Origin of the sequence: Hymenobacter gummosus, from assembly GCF_003970915.1 — a bacterium.
In the GTDB taxonomy this organism is placed as follows: Bacteria; Bacteroidota; Bacteroidia; order Cytophagales; family Hymenobacteraceae; genus Solirubrum; species Solirubrum gummosum.
On the sequence record NZ_RXOF01000020.1, the window covers coordinates 108663 to 134060 of the forward strand.

The window sequence follows — 25398 nt, forward strand, 5'->3', positions numbered from 1 at the left end:
TAGCCTACGATACCGGCCCGGCCGAGTACGACGTGTTCATGGCCATTGCCGAAAAAGTAGGCAAGGACCGCCGCGGCGTGCCCGTGCACGTGCGCGACGAAGATGGCGCTGAAATCATCAGCAACCATACTATTCAGTACCTCAGCCCCGACAAAACCAAGCTGAAAGTGCGCACCGAAAAGCGCCCCACGCTCGATGATGATTTGCCGCGCATTGCGCAGGCGTACCGTGAATTCAAGAAGGGAGGCGCACAATGAAAACGGCAGTTGCAAAATCCGGCTGGTTGCAGGAAACGGGCGTGCGTTTCGATGCGGCTTATCATTTGAGCGAAGGCCGCCAAGCACGTCACCTCGTTGAGAGTGCGCCCCTAGGTACCGTGGGCCTTGGAGAGGCAACTAAGCGCATCTTCTATGGCGGTCGAGCCAAACGCTATTATGTGGATTCACCGGAGCGGGGCATTCCGTTTATGGGCAGCTCCGATATGCTGAAGGCCGACCTAAGCTCCATCAAATATGTCTCCACCAAACACACTCGTGATTTGGAGGATTCTATGCTGCAAGCAGGCTGGACGCTTATATCCCGGTCCGGCACGATTGGCAACACAGCCTTTACGACCAAAGATTTCGAGGGAAAAGCGGCTTCGGAACACATTATCCGAGTAGTCCCAAACGGCAAGCTACCTGCAGGCTACCTGTATGCGTTCTTGTCTTCCAGCTTTGGATACGGGCTACTGACGCAAGGAACGTTCGGAGCAGTCATTCAGCACATCGAACCAGACTTTGTAGCAGAAGTGCCCGTCCCACTGCTGCCCGAAGCACAGATGCAGCAGATTCACGCAGATATAGAAGCGGCTTCAACATTGAGGGAACAAGCCACCCAACTGTTATTGGACGCTAACAACCTTTTCGAAGAGGGCAATGGTTTAACGTACAACGAAAGCTGGCTTGCGCCATCTGAAAATATAGACAAGGCAGCTAATGTAGTTCGTGCTTCTGATATACTCGTAACATCTATAAAAGCCAGAAACCATTCTTATAGATCAACTCAAATAATTAGAGAATGGCACAGAAAGCCAGGAATTATACTAAATGAGTATTTAACAGAACCATTCACCAATGGAACTGGGGGGGGGTATTTCAAACGAATTGACGATAAGAATTTCCGCGGCCCTGGAATGGTATCCCAATCAGATTTACACCGTCAAAACCCAGGAAATTATAAGCGCGTCAAAATAATTCGTGCTACATCTAAAGACTATGCACAACCTGAAATGGTTTTATTCCCTTCTGTTGGAAACGCCGCAGGAGAGAACGAAATATTTGTTCAGCCCACTCTAGCTTATAAACTGTACGAGGGCCAACTATTGTCTGGAGATATCGGACGCTTCATTTGCAATAGTAAAGAGGACGCTGCTTATTTATTTACGGCACTGCGTACTAAAGCCGGGTTCAGGATATTACGTGCTATGATTTATGGAACAACGCTTCGTCGTCTAAATTGGCAACTGATTAAGGATATTAATATTCCTATTGCAGATCAAAACTTAAAAAATAAGGTAAGCAAACTGGTATTGCGTGCTTTCGATTTCAGACATGAAGCTAACCAACTTGAGAATAAAGCTATTCAAGCCGTAGAAACGGCTATATCCTCATGGCAGAAATAATTACGCCCGCGCACTACGACGGGGCCATGCAAGCCGGCGAAGAGCGGCTGCTCCGCTACCTGGCCGAGCAGCTGCCCGCCAACTACCTGCTCATTCCCAACCTTCACCTGATTCACCGCAACTCGCGCAACGGCGCCGTGGACCAGCTGGAGTACGACCTCATCGTAGTGGCGCCCCACGCCCTGTATCACCTTGAAAACAAGGACTGGGCGGGCCACCTCACTGGCGACGACCACACCTGGACCATCAACGGCCGCGACCGGGTAAACCCTTTGCGCTCCGTGCGCTTTAAAACCCAGGTGCTGGTGAGCCAGCTCAAGGAAAGGAATGAGGCTTGGGGCCGGGCGTGGGTGGAGTCGGCGCTGGTGCTGTCGCACCCTAGCATGGTGTCGCGCCAGCTCACGGGGGCGGTGGCCGAGCGAGCCTTCTCCCTCGACCGGGGCCTGACCTATTACCTACAGGACCACGCGCAAGCGCGGGCCACCCAGCCCGACAAGATTACCGACCTGCAACGCCCCGTAGCCGAGTTTCTGGCCGGCCGCGTGGGGCCGGCCGCCGCGCCCGCGCCCCGCTTGTTCGAGGATGAGTACGAAATCGACGAGGAACTGTCGCGCTCCGAGGAATGCACCGAGTACCTGGTGCGCCCCCGCGGCCTCGATACGCCCGTGCGCAAGCGGGTACGCGCTTACAGCATCGCCCTGGCCGGCCTCAGCCCCACCGACCGGGAGCTGCGCCTCAACGTCATTAGAAACCAGTACCAGGCTCTGCAAAAGATTGGCGCCGCGCCTCATCTGCTGCCCGTGGTATTGCTCTCCGACGCCGAACGGGGCGAGCTGTACGAAATCAGCGACTACCTCGACGCCAGCACCCTGCGCGCCGAGCTGGGCCGCCGTACCTACTCGCTGCCCGAAAAGTTGGTGTTGCTGCGCCAGGTGGCTCAGGGCCTGCAAGCCGCTCACGCCGCCCAGGTGTACCACCGCGACGTGCGCCCCGACAACATCTTCCTTACCCCAGCCGGCGCGGCCCTGCTCGGCAACTTCAGCCGCGCCTTTTTCTGGTCGGCCCGCCGCAACGAATTCACGGTGCTGCCCCGCGCTACCGAGGACGACGAAGTTGCCCTGCGCTACCGCGCCCCCGAGCTGGACGACGAAGTAGCCGAAACCACGGCTGCCACCGATATTTATTCCCTGGGCCTCACCATAGCCGAAGCCCTAACCGGCACCTGCCCCCTGCCCCAGTCCTGGCACGACCTCGACCACTGGGGCGGCCGGCTGCCCGCCGCCGAGCTACCTGGCGCTAAAGTGCCCGGCATTCCCGCCTGGCTCGATCAACTGGTAGCCGACATGGTGCGCCTGGAGCCCACCGACCGCCTGCCCGACATGGCCGCCGTGCTCCAGCGCTTCGATCAGGGCCTGGCCACTACGACCAAGCCCGCAACCCCAAATGCCTCGGCCCGCCCCGCTCCGGCCGCCGAAACGACCATCGGCCCCGGCACCCGCCTCGGCGGTAGCTACGACGTGGTGGCCCCCTTGGGGGATGGTGGCTACGCCCGCGTGTGGCGCGTGCACCACACCCTGCAAAGCCAGGACATGGCCCTGAAGCTCTACAACGAGAGCGTGGGCGCCAGCACCCTGCGCGATGAGTTTCGGGCGCTGATTAACCTCGACCACCCCAATATCGTCAAGTTCAAGTGGAACGAGCAGCTGCCCGACGGCCGCTACTACACCATCATGGAGCTGCTTGATGGTCCCACCCTGCGTGAGTACGTGAGCGGCGAAGCCCGCTTGCCCATGCCCCAGGTGTACCAGCTGGCGCGGGAGATGGGCCAGGCCCTGCACTACCTGCACACCCAGCCCCGGCCCATCATCCACCGCGACATCAAGCCCAACAACATTCTCTGGCACCAGGGGCAGCGGTTCGTGCTCATCGACTTCAACGTGGCCACCGACCAGGCCGCCGACCGCCACCACGTGGGCACCTCGCCCTACATTGCCCCCGACCGTAACCACCAGGTTACCGTCGACTGGGATGCCAGCTGCGACACCTTTGCGCTGGGCGTCACGCTCTACGAGCTGGTGTGCCGGCAGCACCCCTGGGCCGATGGCCGCGGCAGCCGCATTCCCACCGTCAGCCGCGCGCCGCGCCCCCCGCAGGAGCTGCGCCCCGACCTCTCGCCCGCCTTCGCGGCCTGGTTGGAGCGGGCCGTGCAGCCCCGCCGCGCCGAGCGGTTTGCCACCGCCGCCGAGATGCTGACCGCCCTGGAGGCCATTGGCGTGTCGGGCCTGCTGCGCAGCCGGGCGGTGGCCGCCCCCGCCGAATTTACCACCGAGCAGTTTGTGGTGGAGCTGAACCGCTTGTTCAGCCAGTCGCGCTACACCAACGCCGGCACCCGCGCCGACGCGCGCGGCCTGGGGCAGTTCGCCCGCGACACCTACGTACCCACCCGCCTCGACGACAAGCTGCTCGACGACATTCTGGCGGCCAAGTACCGGCTGGTCATCATCACCGGCAACGCCGGCGACGGCAAAACCGCTTTCATTCAAAAGCTGGAAAGCCGGGCCGAGGAAATGAGCACGCCCGGCTTCCGCCGCCACGCCTCGCGCAACGGGGCTGAATTCACCCTTCAAGGCATTCCGTTTCAGAGCAACTACGACGGCTCCCAGGACGAGGGCGACAAGGCCAATACCCAGGTGCTGGACGAGTTCCTGGCACCTTTTGCGAACCTCGCCGATTTCAGCCAAGCCCCGGAAGGCCGACTCATTGCCATCAACGAAGGCCGCCTGATTGAATACCTGCACGCCCGCCGCGCCCAGTTCGGGGCCCTGGAAACGGCCGTGGAAGCCTATTTCTACCAGGAGGGCGTGAGCGAGCTGCCGCCGGGCCTGCTGCTGGTGAACCTGAACCTGCGCTCCGTGGTGAGCCTGAGCGAGCTAACGGGAGAGGAAAGCATCTTCCGGCGACAGGTGCAGGCCTTCGTCCGGCCCGAGCACTGGGCGGGGTGCCACACCTGCGCCGTGCGCGAGCAGTGCTTTATTCGCTACAACGCCCAGAGCCTGAACGACCCCGACGCCGGCCCCGAGGTGCTGCGCCGCATGGAGCGCCTGTTGCTCACGGTACACCTGCGCCGCGAGCTGCATATCACCATGCGCGACCTGCGCTCCTTGCTGGCCTTCTGGCTCACCCGCGACCATACCTGCGCCGACGTGGCCGAGCTGGTGGCCGCTGGCGAAGCCTGGCCGATACTGCGCAACTACTACTTCAACATCTCCGACAGCCACGCCCAGGACGCCGGCCAGCAAGACCGCCTCGTGCGGCTGCTGCGCCGCACCGACGTGGGCCAACGTGCCCTGCCCGCCTACGACCGGGCCCTGTACTACAACCCGCTGGAACCCCGCGACTACCTACGCTTCAGCGAACAACGCGAGGGCACCCTGTTGCCCTGGCTGGCCCAGGAGCGGGACGCACTGCGCGCCCAGGCCGACGAAGCGGCCAGCGGGGCCCAGCGCGAAATGCACCGCCTGCTGGCCCGGCATCAGTATTTTGAAGGCACCTTCGACTCCGACCTGCGCCTGCCTTACCGGGCCGTGGGCGAGTTTGCCCGGGTGCTGCTGGCCCAGCCTGCCGACCAGCAGCAGGAGCTGGATAAACTGCGCGTGAGCATAGCCCAGGCCCTGGCCCTGCTCGAAGGCTTTCCCGATGGCCACATCGGCGAACAGTACCTCGTGCTGGCCGTGGGCGAGAAAGACCCCCAGGCCCAGACCTACCGGCTGTTTGAGCTGGAGGAGTTTGCGTTGCGACTGGCCGTACCGCCGCGCCGCACCGAGTACCTGGAATACTTCCCCGACCGGTTTGTTTTCCAGCACCGCCAGTACCCGCAGGTACGCATGGACATTTCGCTGGATTTGTTTGAGCTACTCGTCTACATCAAGGACGGGTACAAGCCCTCCCTCAACGACCTGAAAGGCCGCTCTCAGGAGCTGCAGCTATTCAAAAACCTGCTGGCCAACCTCGACTACCGCCAGGTGCTGGTTACCAGCAACCACCGCGACTATCACACCATCGAGGCCACGCCCCAGCACAAAATCATTGTCCGGCCCAAGCAATTCGCCCGCTAGCCCGCCTTTATCCCGATGGCACTCCGTATTCCCAAGCTCCCCGGCAACCGCGGCGAATTCCGCAACCCGCAGATTTGCTTTATCGACGCCAAGCAAATCAACCTCGACCGCACGCTGGTCAACCTATACGTGCTGCTCAAGCACAACGGCGGCCGGCCGCGCAGCCGCGTTAAGTCGGCCAGCACCCGCACCATCGGCGAGCCTGAGCTACTAGGCTTGTTTCGGGATATGGAAAGCAAAGGCCTGGCGGAGGGCGTCAGCCAGCACCCGGAGGCCGTAAAAGGCTGGCTGCGCGCCAACCTCATGGACGTGGTGAGCCGCGGCCAGACGGACCGCGAAAATCTGGCGTCGCTCAAGCCCATTCACCTGCTGAGCTACCTGATTCGCAACCAAAAGTTCTCCCGCGACTACAACACTGCCGACCAGGTATATTCCTTTCTCACCACGCGGGCCCAGGTAAGTGAAGAGCTGCGCAGCTACCTGGTGGAAGGCTGGGACCTGCTGGCCAAGCGCTTCAGTCCTCGCCCCAAGCTCGACCTAGATACTCTTGGCCTGCTGCGGATGGTGGAGCAGGTAGATATGGATGTTACCGGCGACGGCCCCGCCACGTTTGAGCGCATTCGTCCGCTGATGCTGCCCGAGGCCGAGCTGTACTGCGACGATGTGCACCGCCTGCTGCAGTACCGCCACGTGATTCCCCGCCACGTGCTGCTTGATTATCTGAAAACTCTCACCGGCTTTCACCTGAGCCTGTACTTGCTCAAGCTCATTCGCTACGTGCCGCAGATGGTGCGGGAGGGCTCCTTGCCCGAGCAGCGCCCGCTCGACATTGTGGTGGACATCACCGAAGACCCCGACAGCCCGGCCCGGGAGCTGGCCACTGACGACGCCACTTGGTTTTTCAACAACCTGCCCGAGTACGTGCGTGCCGGCCACGCCATCAACGTCGCGCTGGCCTCGCAACCCATCAGTGGTCAGCCGCTGGATGAAACTGACCTGCTGCGCCGAGCGGTAGCCGACATTCAACAACAGCACTCGGAATTTGTGGCCACCTGCCGCCGCCAGCTGCGCGACATTGTGGAGGACCGGGACCTGCCTGAAGAGCAGAAGCAAGCCATTCGGGACCTGATTGCGCTGGAAGACGGCGACGTGAACGGCTACTTATCGGTGTTTATGTGGGTGCGCGGCACTTACCACCTGCGCTACAACACCTCCCTGCTGGATTCGCTCATGCAGAAAAACACCGAGAACGGGATGCTGGCCGTGGGGCGCAGCCGCAAGCAGAAGCGCCGCTTCGTGCTGGGTACGCGCCTGCTTGAGATGCTGGTACAGCTGAGCGTGCTCCGGCCCAATGCCAGCCAACAACACTACGCCACCGCTCCCATTGCCATTGAGCAGTTCATTGAATTTCTGCAAGCCCGCTACGGCTTGCTAATCAACGGCCTGGGTCACCCACGCTTCGCCGATGCTGACCTGCGCACCCACCTGGCTTTTAGTCAAAACGTGCAGGCGCTGAAAGACAAACTCCGCCAGATTGGCTTCTACACCCAACTGAGCGACGCCTACCTGCTGCAAAAAATCCGCCCGCGCTATACCCTCAACCCCGCATGATTTCGCCCTATCATCAGGTTATCCTGCAAGCTATTGAAGATAAGTTTCTGCCCATGCTGCGCCAGGCACCGGCCGGCCACTGCATGAAACTCAGCGGTGTGTCCGATGCGGCCTTGGAGCACCTGTGGCAGCGCTTCACGGCGCAGGTCCCCGGCTTGGAGTGCTACATCCTCATCGGCCCGGAGCAGGCCGCCGCCGAAGGCCGCTACATTCAGGCCACCAAGCTGGTAGAGAAGCGTAACGACGCCAGCGCCCCTTTGCTGGTGCTGTGCCCCGCCACCCTGCGCACCGGGGCCGAAGACTCGTTCGGCAACGCCACCTTCACTGAACTGGACCTCTCCGATATTGAGGAGCGGCTAAATCAGCAGCTGCGCCAGCAAGCGGCGCTGACGCCGGAGCTGGCGCCCGTGCTGGAGTTTATGAAACTCAACGGCGTAGCTGTCGAGAAGCAAAATCGCTTCTTACTGGCTGCGCGGGCGGCTTCTGATGCAACGGCCATTGGTCAAGCTTTATCTCACCTTGAGTTGTTGCCCGACGGCCACCTGCTGCTAGACACCAGCAAGGCCAAGATGCGCCTCAATTTCAACCAGGATTGTGTCGGCCGCCTCTGCGAATTCAACAAAGGCCTGTACGAGCGTCTGTCCGGCCTGCCTATCGGCTCGCACGGGCAGGCCCTGCGTCAGGAGTTGGGTCGCGTACTGCGGGCCCACGACGACCTCAAATCTGCTGCCCGTCTCACGGCCTTTATCGCGGAGCGGTACCCGGCGTTGTGGTTTGAGAATTGGCCCATTGCCGAGCTACAGGGCGACCTGCAGCTTAGACTGACAGTGGAAGAAATCAAAGGGGCTGCCGCCGGGATGCTCACCCCCGACGAAAACGGGGAACTGGTGCTGCGGGCTACCGTCGCGTCTCCGGCCAAGCTCAAGCTGAAACTATCTACTGACCCCAAACCCGACAACGTAGCCGAGCTAACCCACTTCCGCGCCGACCTGATGCACGTAGTAGGGGCCGGCCAGTACGAGTGCATTGTGCCGCGCTTCGACCAGTGGGCCGTTACGCGCGGCCCCCGCAACTTCCGGGTGCGCGACCTGAAGTTTGACGCCAATGCCTTGGAGCCTGGCTACTACTTTTTGCGGCTATACGCGTTGGATAAGCTAGGCAATGTCCTCAATACCAACGACGACTTCGCCGACCCCATTGACCAAGCGGCCTGGGAGCGGCTACAAGCCGACAACCCCGACGCGGACCGCAGCCTCATCAAAGGGAGGTGGGCTTCTGACTCGGCCGTCTTCTACTTCTACGCGGAAGATGAAATAAACCCCGACGAACCACCCATCAGCAGCCGCCGCGAGAAAATCAGCAGCGTTCTGCAGAGCTTTTTCCGCTACCGGCTTGATTTGCTGGGTAAGGCTACGCTGAGCCCTCAACACTTAGCCCCGGAGCCCAGCGAATGGGGGTGGCTGACGGATGCGACCCGGTCTACCACCTCGCATTTTCAGATAAAATACGCCGGCTCGCCTTACAACTTTCAACTGGCAGTATCATCTAAGCTACGGCTGGCGCAGCAGGCCATTTTGCAGCACCCCGAAAGCCTGGGTCGGCTGGAACTGCGCCCCCCTACGGCTGGTCAGCCCGTGTCGGCTGCGGCCTTTAGCACAGTGCCCAGTGCCTTGCAAGAGCATCCGGCGGCCGCGGCGTTTGTGGCTGCCCGTCGCACCTTTTTCACCCTTATCACCCACCAGCTCCCTTCCCACAACGGGATTTGGGAGACGTTTGACCTACCCGCGCACCAAGCCGCTGCCCATGAGTACGTACAGGCGTATGCGCGCTTGCTGGCAACTCTGCAGCAGGAACAAGCTCGTTGGGCCGAACTGAACGAAGCCGACCAACACGCGCTGCAAGCGCAGCTGCTGGCCGTTCAACAACTGGATTTGGTGTCCTTATCGGGCCGGCTACCCGATACTCAGGAACGCTACGCGGCGTTGCTCGTTTCGCCGCTTCATCCGCTGCGCCTGGGTTGGCAGCTGGGTTTGCTGGACTTATTTGAACGCTGGGAGCAGCTCACCCGCGACAACCATTCGCAGCAGTGGACTCACTGGACGGAAGAAGTAAAAAGCCTGTTCTTCGGCTTGTTGCAGCCTACGAACCACCCCTTGCTGGTGGGCGACGAATCCGGACAGCCCTTCGAGTACGCGGGCGAATTATGCTTCGGCTGGGGAGTGCTTACCCGCACCGCTCCGGTGGACGTCAGTGACTTATCGGCCGGGTCGAGCCGTTCTTTGGTTCAATACCTGCAGCAGATCCTGGACCTACGCGGCACGGCTAGCGTCATCGAAAATGACGTAGACCCGCGCATCGTGTACGAGCACCTGCAACGCTACCTCGCGCTGCATCCTTACACCGAGCAACTTACCATCAACATCTTCAACCCCGGCGAGGGACAGGTGTTCCAGGATGTGCTGCTTGAGCTGGAGCGTACCACCGCCCTGCACCCGGTACGCTACGAAATCCGGCTTTTCACCAGCCAACGCTCGTTGGTGCAGGAAGGCGAAGCCTTCACCCGCCTGCTCAACCCGGCTACGTCCCAAACCGAAGAGGCTGAATCGTTTTCGCAGCCCGCCCGCAACGGATTGTTTCCTAAACTGCGACTGAGCATCAATCCCACGGAAGAATTCGTGCGCGACCCGGCTTCGTTCGACGCGCACCTAAGCTTTTTGGTTAATCCGTTTCCGCTCAGCCCCAAAATTCACGCTTCCGCGTCCGACTCCTCCGCCTTTTTCCTGGAAGGTTTAGTTGTCGAACCTGTAGTCGACTTTGCCAGTGCCCAAGCTCCCGAGACCTACGCCTGGACGCGCTATGTGCCGCCTTACGCCGTGCTGCCGACAGCTTCCCCCGCTCGCGCGGCGGTGGCCACGGCGTTTGCCCACTTGAGCCAGTTCACTGCCGCCTGCCTGGCCGGCAAGCCGACCAGTGCGCTACCGGCCACGGAGTTGCGCCTCAACAGCCGGGAAACCGTGCTCATCGACAACATCCACAGCCACTCCGACTGGGTGGTTACCTTCGACCGTCACCTGGGCCCAGAGTTGTTCGACCTGCCGGTTACCGCCGGCCAAACGCCCTTCTTGCTCGATTACGTACCCGGCAAGCAGTTCCTGGGCGTTTCTACCTTCCTCACCAGCAAACCCGGCGCCGAGCTGGAGCACCTGCTGGCCCCGGTGGTGCAAACCATGGTCGGGCCACTGACGACTACCACTGTGGCTAGCCAAAGCCAGCTCATTCTGAACGACCTGCGCGCTGTGAGCGGCTCGCTGGTGATGAAGCTAAGCAGCCAGCCCACCGAAAGCCGTATCAAGGAATACGCCGGCCTGGCGTTGGCGAAGCGCCTGCTGGAAAAGCAGGGCTTGCTCCAACAGCAGTTCATCATCCCGCTCGACCTGCACCTGCACTTGTTCCAGGCCAACGCGGCCGGCGAAAGTAGCAGCCGCGCCGATATGCTTTTGGTGGATGTGGACGTGGCCATTCATACGATTCACTTGCAGGTGGTAGAAGTAAAAACGCGCACTTCCCTGACTCCAGCATTGTGGCAAACGCTGTGTCAGGACATGGACCAGCAGATTACTAACACCATTGACCACCTGCAACGCCGCTTTGAGCAGCACACGCTTTCCGGCCACGTACGGTTTGACCAAGTACTGCGGGCCCGCGAGCTGAGCGAGTTGCTGTTGTTCTACGCCGCCCGCGCCGAGCGCTACGAGCTGCTGGCCCCGGCCGAGGCCCGCCACTTGCGGCACTTCCTGAAGCAACTGCCCGACCAGCCTTATCAGCTGGCCTTTACCCGGCGGGGCATTGTTTTCAATCTCAATCACCCCCACCGAGTGGAACGGCAGGAACACGGCGACACGGTTTTCTACCGAGTAGGCCAGCCTGGCATTCTTGATTTGCTCAACCCTGACTCGGAGTTCAACACCCGTCGTCCCACCCCAGATTGGCACCGCCTACCCGCCGACCTCACACGTCGCGCGCCGGCAGCTGCTGAGGTCCTGCCCGCACGGGAAACCCCATCAACTGTGGATGCGCTATCTGCCCAGCCAGCTACCCCGCTGGCTGCTTCTGGCAGCTCCCGCTCCTCGGCCGAGTTGCCCTCTACCCCGGTCACGGCGGCCGATGCAAGTATTGGTGCTCCTGCCACTGCTCCGCCTGCCGCAGCACCGGCCCCGGCAACCCCGTCAGCGCCACCAGTGGAACTTTCCGCTACTGATACCGAGCCGAATGAATTGCCGAAGCTGCCGGATTTCGATGTGTACATCGGTGATACCGACGCCAGCACCCAGTTTGGGATGCTGGGCCGTACCCCGCACGGCCAGCGCGTTGCCCTCGACCTAAACGGCACGCAGACCATCAGCCTGTTCGGTGTACAGGGGGCTGGCAAAAGCTACTCCATCGGCACGATTACGGAAATGGTCCTACAATCCATACCGCACGTCAACTCCGTGCCGAAGCCCTTGGCCGGCGTCATTTTCCATTACAGCGAAAGCCAGGATTATAAGCCCGAATTCACCTCCATGGTACACGCCAATCAAAAGGCAACAGAGGTGAACCGGCTGCGGGAATGGTATGAGGCCCGCCCCCAGGGCATCGAGGACGTGGTACTCGTGGTGCCGCGGGCAAAGCTGGCCGAGCGGCAGACGGAATACCCAGAGCTGCGCGTCGAGCCACTGTCGTTGTCGTCGGCCGAGTTGGGCATCCAAGACTGGCGCTTTTTGATGGGTGCCGTCGGCAGCCAGGCCCTTTACATGAAGCACTTGAACAGTATCATGCGCGGTTTACGCGGTCAGCTGACGCTAGCCGGCCTGCGTGCGGCTATTCAAGACTCGGCCTTGCTTAATACGGCGCAACGGGAGCTAGCTTTATCTCGCCTGAGCTTGGCCGAAGAATACATCGACGACGACACGAAGCTGGGGCAGCTTATGGCACCCGGTCGTCTGCTGGTAGTAGACCTGCGCGACGAGTTCCTTGACCAAGATGATGCGTTGGGCTTGTTCGTCATCATGCTCAATATCTTCGCTAACGTTCGGTTAGCTGACGGGCAGCCTTTTAACAAGTTCATCGTGTTCGATGAGGCCCACAAATACATGGGCAACGAGGAGCTGACCGGCAGCATCGTGACGGCCATCCGGGAAATGCGTCACAAGGGGGTCAGCCTGCTAATTGCCAGTCAGGACCCGCCCAGTTTGCCCAATGCCATCATTGAGTTGAGCAGCATCATGCTGGTGCATCGTTTCAACTCCCCGCAGTGGCTTAAGCACGTGCAAAAGTCCATTGTTCAGTTTGACAAGCTTACTCCCTCCGACCTTGCGCAACTAGGTCCCGGCGAGGCCTATCTGTGGGCGAGCCGAGCCACCAATAAAATCGTCACCCAACAACCTATCAAAATTGTGACGCGGCCCCGCGTAACCCAACACGGTGGTAGCACCGTCAAAGCGGCCGAATGAAGCTGAGGTGCCGGGTTGGACTTGTATATGCCTCAGTCGGGTTACTTTCCTTGGAATCAGTGTGAGCATTTTTAACTTTCTAGAGAAATAGAGTGTTACTTTGTGTCACTTCACGCAAATTCGCACCTCTATTATGCTTATACGCTTCACTGTTCGCAACTACAAGAGCTTCCGTGAGGCTGCTGAATGGAGTCTATTAGCCAGCCCCGATACCACTCGTGAAGCGGATAATGTGGTGGCAGTGCCTGAGTTTGGCTTGCGTTTGCTCCGTAGTGCTGTCGTGTACGGTGCCAACGCCAGTGGCAAAAGCAAGCTGGTGCAGGCGCTGATGTTCATGCGGGACTTCGTGCGCAATTCCTCTCGTGACACGCAGAAAGGAGATGCTATTCCCGTTGAGCCTTTTCGTCTCAGTACGGTCACAGAACATGAGCCCTCTGAGTTTGAGGTAGTGTTTCTGCACGAGCACACGTTGTACCGCTACGGCTTTACGGCCACCACCTCACAGATAGTTGCCGAGTGGTTTTACTACCGCCCCAAAACCAAAGAGGTGGAGTTGTTCTACCGCGACGAGCAAGGCATCCGGTTGCACAAAACGCGCTTCTCGGGTATTATCCAAAGCTTAGTCACAGGCCGCAACATTCGCGAAAATGCCCTTCTGCTTTCCGTTGCGGCTCAGTTCAACAACGCCATTGCCGTCAAAGCGTTTGAGTGGTTCGACGATAAGCTGAATGGTTTATCGGGCCTTAGCTCGGATACCTACCAGGGCTATTCTATGAGCCAAGTCCTAAAACCAGATCAAAAGCAACGCATGCTCGATTTGCTCCGCCAGGCCGACTTGGCTATTCTGGATGTGGAAGTGGAAACAGTAGATTTTGAACAGGTTAGCGCCACGCTTCCTTCCTCTTTGCGCCAAAAAATCAAAGAGCAAACCAAGCAGGGCAATAAACCCATTATCTATTCGGATGTGCGCACGGCACGTTTGCAATACGATGCTAGCCAACAGGCCGCCGGTGCAGTGCTGTTTTCCCTAACTGATGATGAATCCGCCGGTACGGAGAAGTTCTTCTACCTTACCGGTCCGTTGCTTGATGTACTCGACAATGGAATGGTATTCGTCGTTGATGAGCTGGATTCCCGACTTCACCCCAACCTGGTAGCTCGGATTGTGGCGCTTTTTAACTCACGCACGCTAAACCCACACAACGCTCAACTGCTTTTTAATACTCACAACAGTAACCTGTTAGACAATAGCAGCTTTCGGCGCGACCAAATCTGGTTCACGGAAAAAGATGTGTTTGGGGCATCTTCTCTGTATTCGCTGAGCGATTTTACCGGCGTAAGAAAAGACGGTCGTTACGAAGACTATTATCTGCGTGGGAAGTATGGCGCAGTTCCCATTCTGGGGGATTTTAGCCATCCATTTACGCCACACGAGTCTGATAATGCCCGTTAAACGACGCTCTGCTCGACCGCCAGCCACCGCTACTCCTCACCGGCGGGGCGGCACTAGCTTGGAAAACTTGGTTCGGCGCGGCCCCAGCCGCCCAGTCCTTCCAACTATACTCATTGTGTGCGACGGTCAGAACACCGAGCCCTCTTACTTCAAGCAATTCCGGCTAGCCTCTGCACGCATCGTAGCCATTGGGAGCGGCAACAATACGACCAGTACCGTGCAGCAGGCCATTAGCCTCAGCAAACAGGCCGAGTATGATCAAGTGTGGTGCGTCTTCGACCGAGACAGTTTTCCCGCCAACAATTTCAACAGTGCCATTGCTAGGGCCCTCGCCAATGGTCTACACGTAGCATATTCCAATCAAGCGTTTGAGTACTGGCTGTTGCTGCACTTTGAAAACCACGACGGCAGCCCCATGCACCGCACTGACTATGCGACGCGGCTCAACACCCATTTAGCACCTTTTGGCTTGCATTATGATGGTACCGGTAGTAAGATCATCAGTCCGGAACTGTTTGCTTTGCTACAGGCGGCTGATCCAAGCTCTGGCCGTACGCGCCGCAAAATTGCTATTGGTCGAGCCCGGAGGATAGATCAGTCCTGGGTGAAGCAGGGTACCCCTCCAGCTCAGCAGGAATCCACAACACTTGTGTACAAACTGGTCCAGGTTATTCAACGCCACATGGAATATCCCAGGTAGCAGCTGCCACGGAACTTGACTCACCTTTTAAACGAATAAAACACCCCACAACAAAAACGGCCACCCGATGGGTGGCCGTTTCCGTTAAAAGCTTCTTCTCCTTCGCTCCTTCCTCACCCCCTTAAACGGCTTGCCATCCTCCTTCACATCCATAAAGCGCCCCGTCTCCGCGTCACGCTTTACATACTGTCCGGTGGTGGGGTTAAAGGTTTGAGAGCGTTTGCGCACGGCCCCTTTGCGGGCGTTGTCGCCGGTCGGCGGGTTAGTTGCCATTGGTCTAAACGAAAAAAGAGTTCTACAACGAAGCCGCGTCACCGCGCTCCACAATGTCGCGCACCTCGGCCGCCGTGCGCCCATCAGCCCGCACCGGTGCCGCATCCGGGTCCACCGCAACCGACGACACCGCCGCGGCCACCGACCCAGCCAGCACCAGGTACCCGCCAATCGTTACCATCACCGCCGGCAGCGCCACCGGCGCCGTCGCAATAATGCCCCCTACCGCTGCCAAGGCCGCCCCAATCATGCGCACCTTCCGAAAAAACCGGGGCGTGGGCAAAGTCACCCGATCCAGCACTGTCACTTTCTTGTCCATGGATTGTATGTGTTTGGTGAATTGAAAAACCATCCTGAAACCGGCCGCCAATACAGCCCCGCCGGCTGAGCACCTACTCATCGGGCCCGTCCCTACCCCGCGCCCACAGCACCCGATCCACCCGCTCGTTGCGGGCCTCCTGCCGCCGCGAGGCGTCCAGCAGCTGATTCTGCCGCTCCACTATTACCGTCAGCAGCTTGTCCAGCGCGTCCACCTTTTCGTTAAGGCGGAGCACCGCGTCAGCTCCCTCCTTGCGCACCACGCCTAGCTCCCGCAACACCTCCGAGCGGTGCTCCTGCAGCTTCAGCTCGTAGGCCTGCTGGTGCTTGGCCTCGCGCGCCACGGCCGCCGTGTGGTAGTTGTCCACCTTCTCCGTCAGCACCGACGTCTGCGTTTCCTGCTTGCGGCGGTGCTCTTTCAGCTCCTCCACGTCGCGCCAGCTCTTCACGAAGTACAGCAACACCGCCACCCCGCCGCCCACTACCGACGTCACCACGCCCCAGTTATCCAGCACCACGTTAGCCACGGCCCACCCCTCCTTCCTGCGCGGTCAGTACTTCAAAATGCGGCCGGTCCTTGAACCGGGCCCAGTCCCCGCCTCACACCACCCGGGCATCGGCCGCCTTCATCAACCGCGCAAACTTCGAGAGCAGCAACCCCGACCACGACACCGACCCGTCCGCCAGCCGAAACGCCACATCCAAGGCCGGCGTCGGCGGCCCCACGTTATGCTTCGATTGCCCGCCGCGCTTGTACGTCACAATCGGTCCCGGCTTGCTCCGTCCCTGCGCATACAGCTCCTCCTGCCGCTCCGGACTCCGGTAGCACTCCGTCACAAACGGAATTCCCAACAGCCGTAGCACCGGGTCCCCCTGCCAGCGGCTCGACGCCTCCGCAAATGCCTCTGCTAGATGCGGCACCGCCTGCGCCACCCTCAATTTCTGTTGCCGCTGCTGTGCTTCGTTCAACGAGGGCACAACACGCTTATTTACCAAAGTATTATTTTGCTTTGTCATAGCAACCAGAATTGCGAGTAGATTGTTTATCAAAGTAAACAAATCGTATTGACATTGTAGCCTATCGACTGCCCATATACCTCAACCACTAATTGCATTTTTTGGCGCACCCCTTCGGGTCAGGCTGTCCAGGGCTCCGCTTCGCTCCGGTGCTGACGCATTGGCTCCTGCGTCGCCACCCTTCCCATCCTTTGCGCACCCTGCCGGCTCACACAGCCTCTCCTGTTTCTTTCGTCCTACGCCAGCAGCCCAGGCCCTGAAAAACGGGCCCCAGCTGCCGGCTACCGCCCCACGCCAGCCCCCGGGCCGCGCCTCCAAAAAGCGCCGCCCGACGCCTGGCTCACCGCTCGTGCCACGCTCCGGCCCACCGCCGAGCATTCACACCACCTCCGCGCCGGCGGCCGGCCTCCGCTACCGCAACCCACCGCCCGCGCCGGCCAGGCCTCCACTCCCTATGCTCGTTACGCTCCACTGCGTTACGCTCGTTCGTCGCTCCGCTGCTCTGCACTCCTCACTCCCTGCACTTGCTCTGCTCCACTCGCGCCGGTCCTTACAGCCTGCCCCGCGCTCCAGCACCCCGCCTCCTCCCGGTGCTGCCGCGCCCACCGACCGCCCCACGCTCCGGCCCGGCACTGTTGCCCCGTCCTCTCCACTACACCAGTGCCCAGCCTCCGCTACCGACCACCCACCGCCACGGCCGGCCTCCCGTTGGTCGCCCCGCCTTCCCCTTCACGATTTGGTGCCTGCGGCGAGCATCCATTGGGGGCGTCCCCCCAAGCCCCCCGTACCATGCGCCGCGCTGCTCTGCATTGCCTCGGGTTCCGCAGCCTAAAACGGCCGCTACTCCCTCATAAGGTGCCCTTCGGGCCGGCCCATTGGGGGCGCTCAGGCCGCCCCCCAAGCCCCCCGGCCGAGGCTTCTAGCTGTTCAGTAGGTCGGCCGCCCCAGGCGCCCCGTGGCCGTTGGCTAGTTGCCGCGGGGTGGTGGGGCCGCCAGCCACTCGCAGCGCCGCCCCAGGCGGGCCGCAGTGCGGGCGGCGCTCAGCGTCCCCCGGCTTACTCCATCCCAGCACACCAGCACCAGCGCCGCTCGGTGCACTATTTCCGCGTTGCGCACGTGAGGTGCGCCAGCTCCGTGGGCAGCGTAGTTGGGCCGCAGTTCCAGCAGTGGCACTCCGTTAGCCCGGCACCAGGCCGCCGCTAGTGCATCCGCCCCGGCTGCGCCGCCACTCACTACCAGGCCCAGCTGCTGCGTCGCGTGCATGGCTTCTAGCCGGGCTATCAGAGCGGGGCATGTGGCTAGGCTCCGGCTGCCTACCACAGCCACGGTCCACGCACTGCGCCCAGCCTCATCAAACAAACCAACTTGCATATTTTCCATATTTAAAGATACTACATTTTGTGTATTTAAGTGTTATTCAAGAGTGAAATATTTACTACTTTGATATACTACTTAAAGAAATAAATTGTATATTTGAGTAGAAGGTTCGGGAGAGGCTTGGACGCCCGCCCTACCCGGAGGCCTACGGCAGGGGCACCCCACGGCTAACACTTACAGCCATGCTTCCTACTCAGTTATTGCAGCTTGCCGCTGCCGCCTGGAAGGGCCCTGCCTTGTGCCCATTCTCCGGTATTTGGGTTTCTCAGTCCGCTGCCACTTACGACCAGGGCGGCACCCGCTGGTACGTCATGCTTAAGCTGGCCGAGCAGCCCGCCGCAGGCCAGGCCCGCCCGGATTTTGTCGGCGCCCATGCGTGCCCGTTTCAGGCCTTGCGTGAGGCCTTCCGCGCCCTGCGCGCCGTAGCTCCCGCCCATGCCTTTGCGGCCGTGTGGGAGGTGATGAAGGCCGAGGATGAATACGCCGGGGCGCCCGCTCATGCGTAGCACCCTGCTATCCGCGCCGGCCGCTCCCGTATCGGGGGCGGCCCCGGCGCCCACCGTGCGCCAGCAGCTGGCCCGCATGCAGTCGGTGATGTTCGATGCCCGGCACGCTCTGTACGCTTTGCGCGACGAGTACCCCCGCCAGCCGGCCCGCTTTGCCCGCATCCGCGCCGCCATCCTGCGCCTGCGCCAGGCCCGTGCCGCTTACAAGTCCGCCTGTGAAGCCTTCCACGCCAGCCCGGAAGGCCAGCAGCTGCAACGCTTGCGCCAGCAACATGCCCGCTGGTAGCACTCCGCAGGCAGGCCGTTGGCACACGGCCTGCCTGTACGCCGGCAACAAGGGTTGGGCCGTGGTGCGCGACGTGGCCCTTCCCGGCACCCGCCCCGGCGGCACCGGCCACTACCAGCAGCAGGCTGCCCCCGGCGCCTACGCCACCCACGAGCAGGCCCAGGCCGCCGCCGATGCCCTGAACGCGCCGCCCATCATCCGCCTGCGCCCGGCCGACCGCTACGGCGAGTTGCCCGCGCCCGCCGACGACTACCACCCGCACCCCTGGGACCTGAAATAATCAACCACCGGCCCGCGCCGCGTCCGGCGCGGGCCCAAACTACCCGCATCATGCCCGCAACCGCTACCACTTACCAACCCCACTTGCTCGACCCGCACAGCGCCGAGCCCCAACCCATCCAGCCCCGCAACGGCCGCAGCTTCAAGCTGGCCGAGTTGTACGAACTCCTTGACTGCCAACTGGTCGACGTGGTGCGCCTCACCGACGACCTCATCCTCATCATCGACGACGAAGGCAAGTTCCGCAACCCCTGCTACCTGAATCTGCTGGCTACCTACCTCTGGTACCAGCACCAGCCCGCCGCCCGCGGCCAGGATAGTATCGTCGGCCGCGCCATCATCTGCCACGACAAGCAGTTCCGCTAACCCCTGCAATTGTGCAGGCCCCGCTTGCACAATTACTCCCACTGTCCTTCCGCATCCGGCGACGGGGCCGGCCGCCAACAGGCCCCACCTTTTTTTACTCTCATCCACAGTATGGCAACTACCTTCAAAGCCCCCAAAACCCCTACCGCCCAACTCCAGGCCACTTTCGCACCCACCACCGAAGCCACGCCGGCTTACCTGGTCGAAAAAGTAGACGAAGCCACCGGCGAAGTGCAGCAGGTGCCGCGCTTCCGCTACCTGCCCGGCCACCCGCGCCAAATCCATTTCGACGCCAAAGCCGGCCAGTTCAACATCGGCGGCACCACGCCCTTGGGCCCGGCCTTGTCGTTCATCCCGCTGGCGTGGCGCATCTTCCAGGACGACATTCTGAACATGGGCCGCAAGTTGTGGGCCGAGCTGTTCTTCGCCGACGAGAAGGGCGCCATCTGCGCCGTGCTCTTCCACGGCTACAGCGTCGAAAACCTCTACCGCCTCATCGAGCCCCTATTCTACGACGACCTCACCCTAGCCGACGTGGTGGTGAAGGTGCAGGCCAGTAAGAAGGAGACGACCAAAGACGGCAAGAAGGCCACCTACTATATAGCTGAATTCAGCTACGAGCCCGCCGATCCGGCCGAGGTGCAGGCCCGCCGCGAGTTTGCCCGCAACTTTCCCATCTGGCGCGAGGAAACTACCACTGGCGCGGCCGACGTGCGCACCAGCCACGGCTACCGCCTCCCTTCCGAGCCCGAACAACCCGCCCAGATTGAAGCCGCCCTCACGGCTGCTCTGGCCGAGTAACGCCAACGGCCCCCGACCCTACCGGGAAGGGGGCCACCTGCGCCTCTCCAACCTCTTTTAGCCCTTTTGCCCGTGTTTGAACCCGAAGCCGCGCAGCTGCGCATCGAGCTACCCCCACTCACCGACACCGAGGCCCAACAGTTGGAGCAGCTGGCTCAACTGCTAGCCACCACCGACACGCCCCCGGACCTGCGCGACCTGGCGCCGGCGGTGCGCCAACTGTTCCCCGCCCCGGCTTACCAAGTGGGCTGCGGCGGCGCTCATATCTGGCTACACCGCAGCGCCGACCACCAACGCCTGGCCATCATCCACTGAATAGCACCAAAGTAGTCACCCTACTCCTAAGCCTTACGACCATGTTCTATAACCTTACCGCTCACCCCGGCCTCACCCAGGACCAGCACCGCGCCCTGCCCCACGTCAGCAATACCGACCTCTCCGACCTGAAGGCGCAGGCCCTTGGCCAGCTCCGCGCCCCCAACCCCGCTGCCCTGGCCTACGGCACCGCCTTCCACGCCGCCACGCTGGAGCCCGCCACCTACGCCCGCACCCCGACAAGTGCCCGTGGGAGCAGTTGGAGCAGCTGGCCCGCCACGTGCGCCGCCAACGCTACTGCCGCGACCTGCTTTACCGCGGAACTCCAGAACTCACGCACACGGCCACCCACACCGCCACCGGCGTGCAAGTGAAGGTCCGTCCCGATCTGCTCGTGCGCAGCCCTGCCGGCCGCCGCCTCACCCTTATCGACTTCAAAACCACCAGCTGCCGCGACCGGGCCCACTTCCTGGCCACCATCGAGCAGTACGACTACGACCGTCAAGCCGCTTTCTACCTCGACGCGCTCCAGGCCGACCGTTTCCTCATCATCGGGGTGCAGAAAAAAGCCCCGCATGCGCTTTGGACGGTGGAAGTCAGTGCCAACCTCCTTCTCATGGAACAGGGCCGCAAGAAATACACCGCCCTCCTACGCCACTACGCCCGCCAGTCTGGCCCGCACCTGGCAGCTGCTCACCTCGGCCAAGCCGCCTAACCTCCCGGCCCGCCTCCCAGCGGGCCGGCCTCTTTTCAGTAGCTTCACCCTCGAAAGTCTATCTACCCGATGCCCTTGACCACCGAAAGCCAGGCCCGCACTGCTGCGACCCGCTCCCTGCCCCAGCTCAACACGCTAACCAAATACCCCTCTATTCTTACCCTCCATGCCCTCGGCGACCGAGGCCGCCTCACCCCTGACTTTACCACGCCGGGGCTGTTTTCCCAGCCCCTGACTGCTACCGAAAAAATAGACGGCACCAGTGCCCGCCTGCTGGTTTTCGCCGACGGCTCTTACGTGGTTGGCTCCCGCGAAAACCTGCTGACCGTCAGCGGCGACCTGCTGTTCGACCCGGCCGTGGGCATTGTCGAAGGACTGCGCCGCCTGGTATTTCCGCACTACGCCGACGAGAAGGGCCACTTGCCTCGCTTGGTATTTGGAATCGACAACGGTGAGCCCGCTCCGCTGACGGTGCTCTTCGGCGAGTTCTACGGTGGCAAAGTCACCGGTAACTCCAAGCAGTACGGCCCGCCCGAGCAAGTAGGATTCCGCGTCTTCGACGTGGCCGTCTTCACGGACGCCCCCGCGCTGGCCACCCAGCTGCAGGCCGACATCCGCGACCTGTCCACGTGGCGCGAGTCCGAAACCCCGACCGGCCTCCGCTACGGCCAACCCTTCCTGCCCGAAATCGAGCTGGCCGCTTACCTAGCCCACGTGGGCCTCCCCGCCGTGCCCCACCTTCCCGCCTACACCGCCCCCGACTCCACCCACGAAAGCGTCTTGGCCTGGCTGCGGGAACACATTTCCCATACCCAAGCCGCGCTGCCTGGCCAAGCCACTCCCGGCCGCGCCGAAGGCGCCATCCTGCGCACCGCCGACCGCTCCGCCATTGTCAAAATTCGCTTCGAAGACTACGAGCGTACACTCAACCAGCGCAGCAAGGGGTAGCCATCTTTTAACCACGTCGTTTAGTAGCCCCGGTAACTCTGCTCTCAAGCAGCAAAGTGCCGGGGCTACTTGTTTACACCGCGTTCCGCCACTTCGCCCGGTGCCAATCCAGAAACGCCGGGTCGGGCAGAAACCGACGCCGCGCCGGCAGCCGCAACGCTTGCCCGTGGTACTGACCCAGCAAAGCACCCGCCGCCTGCGCGTCCGGCCGACTTCCCACCCGCACTGCCGGCGCCACCTCAATCACATAATCCTCGGGCCGAATAGTAAATAAGCCGAGTTCGAAAGCCCGGTCATGCAGCGCATTCAGTGCTAACCCATTGCGCGGATTGAGCCGGTTCGCTTCATCCTCCGCCCAGGGCTTGATGTGGCCAGCCACCAATAACGCCGGCTGGCGCAGCCCCGTCACGCAGCAGGTATTGTCATAGGCTGCCAATACCGTGCGCCGAAAGAATTGCTGATTCACCCGCACCTTCACCAACTGCTCCTTGACCCGGCCCACCGGAACCGGTGGCAACGGCTCGTATTCGGCGGCCACGTCCTCCAAAGTAAGATGCTGAGCCTCGGCCAGCAGCCGCTCACTTTCCAACGCCCGCCCGGTCCAATCGGCGTAAAACTCCGCCCACACCTGCCGGTCCAGGTGGCTGGCATTGCTCATGCCCGCCCGGTCCAAGCTAGGGTCCAGGCTGGCGAAGTTCACCAGCTTCAGCGCCACCGAGCTAGGCGTCCGCCCCAATAAGCCCGCCAGCCGGATAATTTCGGGGTTGCCTTTATGCAACTGCCCGAAGGTCAGCTTACAGTACAGATTGATAGCTAAAAGCAGCTCATCCCGCGTCCAAAGGCGTTGACCTTGTTTCATATATCCACTAAGCTAATCCTAATGCATTGGGCTGCCCGAACGACCCTACCCGAACCGCCTGACCGATGTATAGATCAGAATGTAATTCTACCCAAATAACTGCGTTTACATAGATACAGGGGCGGTAGGCGTTCCAATCAACTACTGAACGCACCTCTGCTTTTCCATTGTGGCATTCACCCAATTTGTCTTGCCATGATACCCGTTGTCACCCTTGCTTTCAGCGAAGAGCAAAAGGCCGAGTTGGAGCAGGCCATTCGGCGCGAAATAGCTCACCAAGTTTCCACCCTTCTGTCTCGCCTGCCGCTCCCTGAGGTGATGTTCTCCTTTCCGCAGGCGGCCAAGCTGCTCGCCCTGCATCCCGAAACCCTACGCGACTACCTCAAACTTCCCACCGGCCACCCCCGCCGCCTCCGCTACGTGGATTGCACCGGTAGCAGCCGCGGCTACCGCATCACGGCCGCCGAGCTGCTGGCTTGGCAGCAGCGCAACCACGCCGATGCACTTCGGGACTCCATTCTTCGCAAAGTAGCCGAGCGTCACGCCCGCCTGACCGCGCGAAAATCTCCTCAGAAGCTCCGGTAAGCTCAACAAAGCAAAAGGCCAACCCCATTTGGGATTGGCCTTTCCTGAAATTCTACAGGCAGTAGTCACTTAGCCCTCTACCTGCTCCCGCTCAATGGTCTGCGGCGGCGAAGGCATTTCAATTTGCACGATGGGAGGCTGCCCACCCACAACCGGCGGCGTCGCCACCACTTCGCCAAACAGCGCATTGGCCGGCAGCGGCTGACCGCCGTTACCGTCGGGCACTTGGTTGAAAATCACCAGTTCCTCACCAGGCGCGCTGCCAGCCAGCGTGTCCGTCAACTGCGTGCGCGTCACCAGCTGCTGCAGGTCGTGCACCAGTATCGTTTGCGTGCTTACGTCCACGTTGTAGAGCTGATTCAGGGCGTTCATCTGCGCGGCAGCGTCCTCGGCCACGGCCAGCGCGTCGGCTAGTTTCTGCGCGTAGCGCCGGGCCTTCGTGTCGGCCGAGGCCCGCATCCGAATAGCCCGCTTCATGCGGGTGCGGAATTGTCGTTGATAAGCAGTTATAGTTGCCATCTGTTGTTCGAAGCAAGACTGAAAAAAATGGTGAGGAGCAAGAGGCAGAACGAGTGTCTCACCTCTCACTTCTCACCGTTTTAGGGCTGCAATTAGCCCACGGCCACCACGCTCAGTGCATTGTAGCCGTTGCTGTTGAGCGGGTAGAACTTGCCGTTGAGCTGCTGGAAGAAGTCCACGCCCACGGCCACCACCAGCGACTCATCTGCCTCGGCGGTACGCACCAGCTGCAGAGCTTCGGCCGGCCGCACGGCGTTGCTCAGCGGCAGCTCCACGGTGCTGGCCTCGGCGCTGGTCACGTTGCCCGTCTCGAAGTTGATGGCGCCCACGGCCGCCGTGATGCGGTAATGCGTCGCACCCTGCGGCGCGGCCACGTCCCGCGACGGGTTCAGCTCGCCCAACTCCACCGTGTGGTTGCCGGTGGCTCGGTCCAGGGTAGCCTGCACGCTGCCGTAGTAGGTGCCCGAGAAGGCAGAGCCCGCGTTGAAGTCGAAGCCCACCAGCGCTGGCAGGTTTTCCGGCAGAATTTGCCGGCCGCCACGGTCGCTGTCCTCATCCATGTTGAGGATTTCCTTCATCTTCTGAGCCAGGCGCGACACCATCAGGCGGTCGGAGGCCAGCACCACCACGCGGCGCAAGGCGTCGCGCACCAGCTTGCCGGCCTTGGCCGCCGTGCTGAACTCGCTGGCGTTTTCCCGCACGCGCTGCATCGAGGCGGACGAGTTGAATTGGCTCTTGTTCGAACCCTGTTTTTGGCGCACCGTGCCGTCCTTCGCAAAAACGACGCCGCCCACGGTGCCACTGATCTGGATTACGCCGGTCTGACGTGCCATAGTGGTAGGGGTAAAAGTGGAGAATGATTATCCGACTGCTTTCATGTCGCGCTCCTACCGGGTGCAGTCCCCCAACTAGGCCGCCTGATGCTGTGTTGAATGAGGCCAGCCACGTTGTTTCATCGGGTCAGCTCATCAGCCGACCCAAATATCTATAAAATTTATTTAAGTGCTAATTATTAATACCAAAGTAAATATCAACACGTGCACCCATCACCCCGCCTTTGGTATGGCTGGAGTAGGTAGTGGCTCAACGCGGGTGTTTAGTGGCGTTGTAGTCGTGTAAAAACAGCTTGATGCTGGCGTCGAGTAGCTTCTGAGAACGGGAGAAGGACAGGGATTTGCGCACGAGCCGACCAATGCGTGC

At 61.1% G+C, this 25398-nt stretch carries 24 protein-coding genes; 16 read left to right on the forward strand and 8 right to left on the reverse strand.

What is annotated here, in order from left to right; translation table 11 throughout:
* Positions 1–253: 253 nt before the first annotated feature.
* The 6 genes from mads5 to EJV47_RS25375 all read left to right on the forward strand — a co-directional run bounded on the left by mads5 (position 254) and on the right by EJV47_RS25375 (position 15034).
* Positions 254–1663 carry a methylation-associated defense system restriction endonuclease subunit S MAD5 gene (gene mads5 / locus EJV47_RS25350; RefSeq protein WP_126696013.1) on the forward strand — a complete coding sequence of 470 codons (1410 nt, stop codon included), beginning with the start codon at positions 254–256 and terminating at the stop codon, positions 1661–1663.
* Positions 1651–5778: a methylation-associated defense system protein kinase MAD6 gene (gene mads6 / locus EJV47_RS25355; RefSeq protein ID WP_126696014.1), complete on the forward strand. Its 4128-nt coding sequence runs from the start codon at positions 1651–1653 to the stop codon at positions 5776–5778. The genes mads5 and mads6 overlap by 13 nt, the downstream gene beginning before the upstream one ends.
* A gap of 15 nt (positions 5779–5793) precedes the next feature.
* Positions 5794–7389, forward strand: a complete 1596-nt coding sequence (gene mads7 / locus EJV47_RS25360; RefSeq protein WP_126696015.1) for a methylation-associated defense system protein MAD7 — start codon at positions 5794–5796, stop codon at positions 7387–7389.
* Between the two features lie 419 nt (positions 7390–7808).
* On the forward strand, positions 7809–12881 hold the full coding sequence (locus tag EJV47_RS25365; protein ID WP_126696016.1) for an ATP-binding protein: 5073 nt from the start codon (positions 7809–7811) through the stop codon (positions 12879–12881).
* Between the two features lie 133 nt (positions 12882–13014).
* A complete protein-coding gene (locus EJV47_RS25370) occupies positions 13015–14334 on the forward strand; it encodes an AAA family ATPase (protein ID WP_126696017.1) in 1320 nt (439 codons plus the stop codon).
* Complete coding sequence (locus tag EJV47_RS25375; RefSeq protein WP_243651314.1) at positions 14324–15034, forward strand: RloB family protein; 711 nt, start codon at positions 14324–14326, stop codon at positions 15032–15034. Before EJV47_RS25370 ends, EJV47_RS25375 begins: the two co-directional genes overlap by 11 nt.
* 84 nt (positions 15035–15118) lie before the next feature.
* On the opposite strand, the gene EJV47_RS25380 is transcribed toward EJV47_RS25375, so the two are convergent.
* The 5 genes from EJV47_RS25380 to EJV47_RS25400 form a co-directional block, all read right to left on the reverse strand.
* Positions 15119–15307 carry a hypothetical protein gene (locus tag EJV47_RS25380; RefSeq protein ID WP_126696019.1) on the reverse strand — a complete coding sequence of 63 codons (189 nt, stop codon included), beginning with the start codon at positions 15305–15307 and terminating at the stop codon, positions 15119–15121.
* A gap of 22 nt (positions 15308–15329) precedes the next feature.
* The gene (locus EJV47_RS25385; protein ID WP_126696020.1) at positions 15330–15626 is read right to left on the reverse strand and encodes a hypothetical protein; all 297 of its coding nucleotides are present in this window, start codon (positions 15624–15626) and stop codon (positions 15330–15332) included.
* A gap of 73 nt (positions 15627–15699) precedes the next feature.
* Complete coding sequence (locus EJV47_RS25390; protein WP_243651315.1) at positions 15700–16140, reverse strand: hypothetical protein; 441 nt, start codon at positions 16138–16140, stop codon at positions 15700–15702.
* An 85-nt stretch (positions 16141–16225) separates the two neighbouring features.
* Positions 16226–16642, reverse strand: coding sequence for a M15 family metallopeptidase (locus tag EJV47_RS25395; RefSeq protein WP_243651316.1), 417 nt, complete (start codon positions 16640–16642; stop codon positions 16226–16228).
* A 966-nt stretch (positions 16643–17608) separates the two neighbouring features.
* Positions 17609–18022 carry an SLOG family protein gene (locus tag EJV47_RS25400; RefSeq protein ID WP_341539281.1) on the reverse strand — a complete coding sequence of 138 codons (414 nt, stop codon included), beginning with the start codon at positions 18020–18022 and terminating at the stop codon, positions 17609–17611.
* 179 nt (positions 18023–18201) lie between these two features.
* Here EJV47_RS25400 and EJV47_RS25405 point away from each other — a divergent pair, with 179 nt between their 5' ends.
* From EJV47_RS25405 to EJV47_RS25440, 9 genes are all read left to right on the forward strand, one after another.
* The gene (locus tag EJV47_RS25405; RefSeq protein WP_126696022.1) at positions 18202–18525 is read left to right on the forward strand and encodes a hypothetical protein; all 324 of its coding nucleotides are present in this window, start codon (positions 18202–18204) and stop codon (positions 18523–18525) included.
* Positions 18518–18811, forward strand: a complete 294-nt coding sequence (locus EJV47_RS25410; protein WP_126696023.1) for a hypothetical protein — start codon at positions 18518–18520, stop codon at positions 18809–18811. The genes EJV47_RS25405 and EJV47_RS25410 overlap by 8 nt, the downstream gene beginning before the upstream one ends.
* Positions 18798–19091 (forward strand): hypothetical protein, encoded by a 294-nt coding sequence (locus EJV47_RS25415; protein ID WP_126696024.1) that lies wholly within the window; start codon positions 18798–18800, stop codon positions 19089–19091. The genes EJV47_RS25410 and EJV47_RS25415 overlap by 14 nt, the downstream gene beginning before the upstream one ends.
* Positions 19092–19141: 50 nt before the next feature.
* Positions 19142–19456, forward strand: a complete 315-nt coding sequence (locus EJV47_RS25420) for a DUF3846 domain-containing protein (RefSeq protein ID WP_126696025.1) — start codon at positions 19142–19144, stop codon at positions 19454–19456.
* 111 nt (positions 19457–19567) lie between these two features.
* Entirely contained in the window at positions 19568–20257 is a 690-nt protein-coding gene (locus EJV47_RS25425) for a hypothetical protein (protein WP_126696026.1), read from the forward strand.
* A 72-nt stretch (positions 20258–20329) separates the two neighbouring features.
* Positions 20330–20572, forward strand: a complete 243-nt coding sequence (locus tag EJV47_RS25430; RefSeq protein WP_126696027.1) for a hypothetical protein — start codon at positions 20330–20332, stop codon at positions 20570–20572.
* Positions 20573–20613: 41 nt separating this feature from the next.
* Positions 20614–20946, forward strand: a complete 333-nt coding sequence (locus EJV47_RS28780; protein ID WP_243651317.1) for a hypothetical protein — start codon at positions 20614–20616, stop codon at positions 20944–20946.
* On the forward strand, positions 20853–21287 hold the full coding sequence (locus EJV47_RS28785) for a PD-(D/E)XK nuclease-like domain-containing protein (protein ID WP_243651318.1): 435 nt from the start codon (positions 20853–20855) through the stop codon (positions 21285–21287). The genes EJV47_RS28780 and EJV47_RS28785 overlap by 94 nt, the downstream gene beginning before the upstream one ends.
* Positions 21288–21362: 75 nt before the next feature.
* Entirely contained in the window at positions 21363–22235 is an 873-nt protein-coding gene (locus EJV47_RS25440; RefSeq protein WP_207896000.1) for an RNA ligase family protein, read from the forward strand.
* Positions 22236–22308: 73 nt separating this feature from the next.
* On the opposite strand, the gene EJV47_RS25445 is transcribed toward EJV47_RS25440, so the two are convergent.
* Positions 22309–23094 carry an HNH endonuclease gene (locus EJV47_RS25445; protein WP_126696029.1) on the reverse strand — a complete coding sequence of 262 codons (786 nt, stop codon included), beginning with the start codon at positions 23092–23094 and terminating at the stop codon, positions 22309–22311.
* A 195-nt stretch (positions 23095–23289) separates the two neighbouring features.
* On the opposite strand from EJV47_RS25445, the gene EJV47_RS25450 reads away from it, so the two are divergent.
* Positions 23290–23679: a hypothetical protein gene (locus EJV47_RS25450; RefSeq protein WP_126696030.1), complete on the forward strand. Its 390-nt coding sequence runs from the start codon at positions 23290–23292 to the stop codon at positions 23677–23679.
* Between the two features lie 69 nt (positions 23680–23748).
* On the opposite strand, the gene EJV47_RS25455 is transcribed toward EJV47_RS25450, so the two are convergent.
* A complete protein-coding gene (locus EJV47_RS25455; RefSeq protein WP_126696031.1) occupies positions 23749–24156 on the reverse strand; it encodes a hypothetical protein in 408 nt (135 codons plus the stop codon).
* Between the two features lie 134 nt (positions 24157–24290).
* On the reverse strand, positions 24291–25031 hold the full coding sequence (locus EJV47_RS25460; RefSeq protein ID WP_126696032.1) for a hypothetical protein: 741 nt from the start codon (positions 25029–25031) through the stop codon (positions 24291–24293).
* Between the last annotated feature and the right edge of the window lie 367 nt (positions 25032–25398).